Genomic DNA, 7,436 nt, shown 5'->3' with positions numbered 1-7,436 from the left:
TTGTTAATGTAATTTAAATATCTTGATTAAATTTTTAACAGATTTTAAAATTTTTTACAATTTATTAAAACCAAGATGTTGTTAAGTCTCGTAGATGATTTTAAATACTAAACCCATTTAAAAAATTATATTATGAAAAAAACAATTCAGGTTTCTAACCAGGGAGCGACTCTGGATACCAGCAGAAGAAACTTTCTAAAACTGAGCGGCATTGGTATTGCCGTTGCCGGTCTTACACTGATAGGCTGCGATGACGATAATTTTGACTATATGCAAAACAACGGAATTTTCGATTTAGGAAAAGGTGATGTAGGAGTTCTCAATTATGCCTACGCTCTCGAGCAGCTGGAAGCAGATTTTTACACCAAAGTTGTCAATAATTTCTATTCTGGAATTTCAAATGCCGAAAAAGAAGTTTTTACAGATCTTTACCATCATGAAGTTATTCACCGTGATTTTTTCAAAGCTGCAATTTCGGGTGTAACAGATAATGTTTTGCCTGCTTTAGAGTTCCAATATCCAAATGTTAATTTTAATGACAGAAATTCTGTTTTAGCTACCGCAAAAGCCTTAGAAGATACCGGTGTTGCAGCGTATAATGCAGCCGGAAAGTATATTTCAAATCCTGCATATCTTGTTATTGCGGGAAAAATTGTTTCTGTTGAAGCAAGGCATGCTTCGGCAATCAGAGATTTAATTAATCCGGGAACTGCAGCATTTTCAGGCGATGATGTTATCAATGCAAACGGACTTGACGTCGCAAAAGAGCCAAAAGACATTGTAATGGCAGCAGGAGGATTTATAAAAACTCCATTTACCTGGAAAGAACAAGGCATTAACTAACCAACTTAAATCTATTATTATGAATATTCTTAAATTATTAGATAGACTTTCAGACGATTCTTTTTTTACAAGACAAACATCAAGATCAGGATCGCTTTCAGATATTTCGGCTTTCGGAAAAAAAGCTGCGGTTGCAGCTCTGCCATTAGGTTTGGCGGGATTAATGACCACTACTGCAAAAGCAGAAACTTTTAATGACAATATTCCCGGATCAACAATGAAAAGCGCCTTAACGGATGCTCTTCAACTGGCATTAACACTGGAATATTTAGAAGATGAATATTACAGAATCGGCCTCAATACCGGAACTTTAATTCCTACAGCAGACCGTACCGTTTTTATGCAGATTTCTAAACACGAAACAGCTCACGTTGCATTTTTAAAATCTACATTAACTTCGTTAGGGGAAACTCCTGGAGCAAAGCCTACTTTCGACTTTACGGCGGGTGGAAATTTTACGCCATTCACCAATTATCAGCAGTTTTTGATTTTGGCGCAGGCTTTTGAAGATACAGGAGTGCGAGCTTATAAAGGACAGGCAGGAAATGTGATGTCTAATAAAACAGTGCTTCAGGCTGCTTTGCAAATCCATTCTGTGGAAGCAAGGCATGCTTCCCAAGTGCGAAGAATGCGGTCAAATAAAGGCTGGATAGAATTGGCGGATGGTGGAAGTATGCCTCCCGCAACAAACCCGGTTTACGCTGGAGAAGGTGTTACACTGCAAGCCGGATTTAATACAGCGGCGACTTTTGGAGCTGCAGCCGGATCTGCAGCTTATGATGAGGTTCTCAGCGGTTCTGATGCTGCTGCAATTGCAGGCTTATTTATTGTTTAAATAATTTCTTTTTTAATATTAAAAAATCCTTTTTCGGAATGTCTCCGGAAAAGGATTTTATTTTAATGAAAAATATTATCTTCACAGCACAAATTATTTAATATGAAAAAAATCTTAATTTCTGCACTTTTGATAAGTGCTGTCACGGGCATTCAGGCTCAGAAAATCAACCTCGGAAAAGCTGCAGGTGTTGTCTCTAAAGGAGCTTCGGCTTTATCATTCTCCAACGCAGATGCCATAAAATTATCTAAAGAATCGGTTGATTATATGGATAAGAATAACCCGGTTGCAGGCCCGAAAGATCCTTATACAATAAGATTGAATAAGCTTTTTGGTAAACACAAATCTCAGGACGGTTTAAGCTTAAACTATAAAGTTTATAAAGTAAAAGATATCAATGCATTTGCTTGTGCAGATGGAAGTGTTCGCGTTTTTTCTTCGCTAATGGATATTATGACGGATGATGAATTATTGGCAGTAATCGGCCATGAAATCGGTCACGTTAAAAATGAAGATACAAAAGATGCTATCAAATCGGCATATCTGAAAGCTGCTGCTTTAGATGCGGCTTCATCAGCTTCATCTACGGTTGCAAATTTAAATGAAAGCCAGGTTGGCAAAATGGCAAATGCATTTTTGGATGCTTCGCACAGTAAAAAACAGGAATCTCAAGCGGATACGTATTCTTATGATTTTATGAAAGCAAACGGATATAATGTTGTGGGAGCTTATACAGCATTTAAAAAATTGGCTTTATTGTCTGAAGGAGGAACGGCGCAGTCTGGATTTCAGAAAATGTTTAACTCACATCCGGATAGCAATAAAAGAGCAGAAGCTGTGAAAAAGCGTGCTGAAAAAGACGGGTTATGGAAAGATCCGGGAACAGTAACTTTGCCTAAAACAAAATTGACAAGATAAATTTAAATCAGATATCAAAAAAATCCTCAAGTTATTTGAGGATTTTTTGATTTTAATATACGAGTTCTAATTAAGCGTACATTTTTTCTCTTAATTCTTTAATCTTTTTATCAGCAAGATATTCGTCGTAAGTCATTTCTCTGTCGATGATTCCGTTTGGAGTCAATTCGATGATTCTGTTACAGACAGTTGAAAGCATTTCGTGGTCATGAGACGCCAATAAAAGGTTTCCTTTGAAGTTTGACAATGAGTTGTTCAAAGTCGTGATACTTTCAAGATCTAAGTGGTTTGTAGGCTCGTCTAATAAAAGAACGTTTGCTTTCTGAAGCATCATTCTGCTGAACATACATCTCATTTTTTCACCTCCTGAAAGTACTTTACAAGATTTTAAAGCTTCATCACCAGAGAAAAGCATTCTTCCTAAGAATCCTCTCATAAACTCTTCATGGCGTTCTTCGTCGTTTTTGGTAAATTGTCTCAACCAGTCAACCAAGTTGATATCTTCCTTAAAGAATTCTGTATTATCTAAAGGCATATGAGATTGGTTGGTCGTAACTCCCCAAGCAAAAGTTCCTTTGTCTTGCTGAGAATTTCCTGCCAAAATTTCGAAAAATTCTGTAATTGCTAAAGAGTTTTTAGACAAAACAGCAACTTTATCACCTTTTTTTAGATTTAAATCTATATTAGAAAACAACAATTCTCCGTCTTTTGTTTTTTCAAGACCTTTTATATCTAAAATCTGATCTCCAACCTCTCTTTCCATTTCAAAAATGATTGCAGGATATCTTCTAGAAGAAGGCTTGATATCATCGATGTTTAATTTGTCGATCATTTTTTTTCTTGCAGTTGCCTGTTTAGCTTTTGCAACGTTTGAACTAAATCTCGCGATGAAATCCTGAAGTTCTTTCTTCTTCTCTTCCGCTTTTTTGTTTGCCTGAGCTCTTTGTCTTGTAGCCAACTGAGAAGCCTGATACCAGAAAGAGTAGTTACCGGTGTAAAGGTTTAATTTGGCATAATCTAAATCACCGATGTGTGTACAAACCGTATCCAAGAAGTGACGGTCGTGAGATACAACAATTACCGTGTTTTCATAATCTGCAAGGAAATCTTCCAACCAGGAAATAGTTTCAATATCAAGGTCGTTCGTAGGTTCATCCAGAATCAATACATCAGGATTTCCGAAAAGCGCTTGAGCCAAAAGAACTTTTACTTTGTCTTTATTCTCCAGCTCGCCCATCATTTGCCAGTGCATATCATCTTTGATACCAACATTTGAAAGCATAGTTTGCGCATCAGATTCAGAGTTCCATCCACCCATTTCATCATACACTACACCAAGTTCACCAGCTTTAATTCCGTCTTCGTCAGAGAAGTCTTCCTTTGCATAAAGGGCATCCATCTCTTCTTTTATTTCAAATAATTTTTTATTACCTCTTAAAACCGCTTCAAGTACCGTATATTGATCGTAAGCAAAGTGATCCTGCTCTAAAACAGACATTCTTTTTCCAGGTTCTAAAGATACGTGTCCTGTAGTTGGGTCTTGTTTTCCTGTTAATATTTTAAGAAATGTAGACTTTCCTGCTCCATTTGCTCCGATGATTCCGTAGCAGTTTCCTTTGGTAAACATAATGTTTACCTCGTCAAAAAGAACTCTTTTCCCGAATTGTAAAGATAAATTAGATACTGTTAACATATAGTTTTGTAAATTTGGCGCAAAATTACGAAAAGAATTTGGGTAAATTATAATAATGTAATACTCAAGTTTTTATATGAAAGCAAATTTTGTATATTTAATAACAAAATTTAACATAATGAAGATTGAAAAAACAGTCAAGATACTTAATAAAAGAGCTAGATTTGAATATGAAATTCTCGAAGAGATAGAGGCAGGGATGGTATTGACCGGAACCGAGATCAAATCTTTGCGTTCTTCTAAAGCCTCTATTACAGAAGCTTTTTGCCAATTCATCGATGGTGAATTGTATATAATTAATATGATGATCGACGAGTATAAGTTGGGTACTTTTTATAATCATAAAACAAAAAGGGAACGGAAGTTGCTCTTGCATAAAAGAGAATTGTTAAAATTTGAAAAAAAACTTAAGGATGCAGGGAATACGATAGTCCCGTTGAAACTTTATATTAATGACGGAGGGAAGGCTAAAATTCTTATAGCACTGGGAAGAGGTAAAAAACTCTTTGATAAAAGAGAAGCTATAAAAGATAGAGAAAACAAACGAAACCTCGATAGAATATTAAAGAAAAGTTAAAAATCATCCTGAAAACTTTGTTTATAAAGAAAAATTATATTTATTTTGCAATATCAATTATTTAATCATTTAATTCTATGAAAAATCTAAAATTAGGAATTTCAGCATTGGCGCTTACGGTTGCCTCTACTGTTTTCGCTCAGACTACCAACAATCCGTGGATGATCGGAGTTGGTGCTCATGCGGAAAACCATACAGCACAGCGTGGTAATTTCAGTAACACGTTTTCTGCTACTAATTTGACGAAGAATATGTTCAATGTGAACAATTTTTCTATTACACCACCTCTTTCTAAGTTAACAGTTGCTAGAAACATTGGTAAAGGTTTAGTTATTGATTGGCAAACTACTGTTGGAAATGTTGAGAACAAGAGACTTAACATGGGTAAAGAGTTTATGTTGATGACTGGTCTTGGTTTCCAAGCTAAAGCTGCTGGTTTAATTTGGGACGAAGAGTCTTGGTTTGATCCTTACTTGAGAGTAGGTGCAAACTATTTAAGACATGATTACACTTCTCTTTCATTCCCTAGACAAACTTTCATTAACGGAAATCCTGCAGAAATGACTTCTAATGGAGAAGATGGTATGGAAATGGGTAAAGCAAATCACTTTACAGTTGCTGCTGGTGCAGGTGTTAACTTCTGGTTAACTAAAAACTTCGGTTTAGGTGTACAAGGTGATTATGTTTCTACTCCAGGTGATAAAGCTAACTATGCTAACTTCTGGCAAGCTTCTGCTTCTTTGAACTTTAGATTCGGAAACAGAGACAGAGATAAGGATGGTATCTTAGATAAAGACGATTTATGTCCAGATACACCAGGTTTACCAGAATTCCAAGGATGTCCTGATACAGACGGTGATGGAGTTCCAGATAAAGATGATCAGTGTCCAGATGTTGCTGGTCCGGTTGAAAACGGTGGTTGTCCTTGGCCAGATACAGATGGTGACGGTATTATCGACAAAGATGATGCGTGTCCATCAGTTGCAGGTCCTGCAGAAAACAACGGTTGTCCTTGGCCAGATACAGACGGTGACGGTATTTTAGATAAAGATGATGCATGTCCTACAGTTCCTGGTGTTCCAGAACATAACGGATGTCCTCCTCCAGTTGTAGAGCCACCAATTGAAGAAGTTATCACTAGAGAATTTAAAGATCTTTTATTTGACTTCAACAAAGCTACAATTAGAAAAGAGTCTAGTGGAAAATTAGATACTGCTGCAAAAATCATTAAAGATGCTCCAGCTCAAAACTTTGTTATCGTAGGTTCTACTGATAAGAAAGGTAGTGAAGCTTATAACTTGAACTTATCTAGACAAAGAGCTGCTTCAGTAGTTGCTGCTTTAGAAGCTAGAGGTGTAAATCCTGCTGTATTGAAATCAATCGGTATTGGTGAGCAAGACGCACAAGTTCCAGAAACTGCTTCTGATGCTGAAAGACAAGCAGATAGAAAAGTAGTTGTAAGAGCAATCTCTGGTGCAGAGTGGGATACTTACAAAAAATCTGATATGCCTGCTACTCCTAAGAAGAAAGCTACAAAAAGAAGAAAATAATTAATTTTTCTAAATAATAAATACCTCCAGGTTTCTGGGGGTATTTTTTTTGTTGTTGATTTTAATTAATTTTGTCAAAATTTAAATTATAAAATGGGAAGAGCATTTGAATATAGAAAAGCCTCAAAAATGGCACGTTGGGATAAAATGGCCAAGACTTTTTCTAAAATAGGTAAAGACATTGCTTTAGCAGTAAAAGCAGGCGGAACAGACCCCGAAGCTAATCCTGCATTGAGAAGATGCATTCAAAATGCAAAAGGAGCCAATATGCCAAAAGATAATGTTGAAAGAGCTATTAAGAAAGCAAGTGGTGCAGATGCAGAAAATTACGAAGAAATTACTTATGAAGGTTACGGACAGGGAGGTGTTGCATTTTTTGTAGAATGTACAACTAACAATACAACCAGAACTGTTGCCAACGTAAGAGCAATCTTCAATAAGTTTGATGGTAATCTTGGTAAGAATGGCGAATTAGCTTTTATCTTTGACAGAAAAGGGATTTTCACTATCGATTTGGCGCAAGTGAAAATGGATTGGGATGATTTTGAAATGGAAATGATCGACGGCGGCGCAGAAGATGTAGAAAAAGATGAAGAAGAAGTAATGATTACTACGGCTTTTGAAGATTTTGGATCTTTGTCTCACAAATTAGATGAGCTTAAAATAGAAGCTAAAAGCGCAGAATTACAAAGAATTCCAAATAATACAAAAGAGGTTTCTTTAGATCAGTTTAAAGCAAATATGAAAATGCTTGATCGTTTCGAAGAAGATGATGACGTGCAAAACGTATATCACAATATGGAAATTACAGACGAACTATTAGATTCTTTATAATAATAAAACTGCTGTTTGTTGCAGATCATAACGTATTGCCATGAATTCATGAATGTAAAATTTGTGTATTCGTGGCAATTTTTTTAAATATAGCAGTAAAATAATATAGCATTCATATACAATTCATTTTCAATTAGTTTCTTTGCATAAGAATCAATTGTGAAATCGCCATCCTTGGTAAATGTA

At 35.9% G+C, this 7,436-nt stretch carries 7 protein-coding genes; 6 read left to right on the top strand and 1 reads right to left on the bottom strand.

The annotated features are described in order from the left end of the window. The first annotated feature begins 132 nt into the window (after positions 1–132). From AB4Y90_RS02145 to AB4Y90_RS02135, 3 genes are all read left to right on the top strand, one after another. On the top strand, positions 133–843 hold the full coding sequence (locus AB4Y90_RS02145) for a ferritin-like domain-containing protein (RefSeq protein ID WP_441555629.1): 711 nt from the start codon (positions 133–135) through the stop codon (positions 841–843). Between the two features lie 19 nt (positions 844–862). Further along, positions 863–1,678: a ferritin-like domain-containing protein gene (locus tag AB4Y90_RS02140; RefSeq protein ID WP_441555628.1), complete on the top strand. Its 816-nt coding sequence runs from the start codon at positions 863–865 to the stop codon at positions 1,676–1,678. A 102-nt stretch (positions 1,679–1,780) separates the two neighbouring features. Further along, positions 1,781–2,596: a M48 family metalloprotease gene (locus tag AB4Y90_RS02135; protein ID WP_441555627.1), complete on the top strand. Its 816-nt coding sequence runs from the start codon at positions 1,781–1,783 to the stop codon at positions 2,594–2,596. A 70-nt stretch (positions 2,597–2,666) separates the two neighbouring features. On the opposite strand, the gene AB4Y90_RS02130 is transcribed toward AB4Y90_RS02135, so the two are convergent. Beyond that, a complete protein-coding gene (locus AB4Y90_RS02130; RefSeq protein WP_441555626.1) occupies positions 2,667–4,289 on the bottom strand; it encodes an ABC-F family ATP-binding cassette domain-containing protein in 1,623 nt (540 codons plus the stop codon). Positions 4,290–4,407: 118 nt separating this feature from the next. Between AB4Y90_RS02130 and smpB the strand changes: the two genes are divergently transcribed. From smpB to AB4Y90_RS02115, 3 genes are all read left to right on the top strand, one after another. Beyond that, positions 4,408–4,866 (top strand): SsrA-binding protein SmpB, encoded by a 459-nt coding sequence (gene smpB, locus AB4Y90_RS02125; protein ID WP_441555625.1) that lies wholly within the window; start codon positions 4,408–4,410, stop codon positions 4,864–4,866. A gap of 77 nt (positions 4,867–4,943) precedes the next feature. Further along, positions 4,944–6,416: an OmpA family protein gene (locus tag AB4Y90_RS02120; RefSeq protein ID WP_441555624.1), complete on the top strand. Its 1,473-nt coding sequence runs from the start codon at positions 4,944–4,946 to the stop codon at positions 6,414–6,416. A 93-nt stretch (positions 6,417–6,509) separates the two neighbouring features. Beyond that, on the top strand, positions 6,510–7,250 hold the full coding sequence (locus AB4Y90_RS02115) for a YebC/PmpR family DNA-binding transcriptional regulator (protein ID WP_441555622.1): 741 nt from the start codon (positions 6,510–6,512) through the stop codon (positions 7,248–7,250). Positions 7,251–7,436 lie beyond the last annotated feature (186 nt).

It is taken from the genome of Chryseobacterium sp. 2TAF14 (assembly GCF_052115105.1).
Lineage (GTDB): Bacteria > Bacteroidota > Bacteroidia > Flavobacteriales > Weeksellaceae > Chryseobacterium.
The sequence above is the reverse complement of the archived record's forward strand: the minus strand, read 5'-3'. Positions and strand labels throughout refer to the sequence as shown.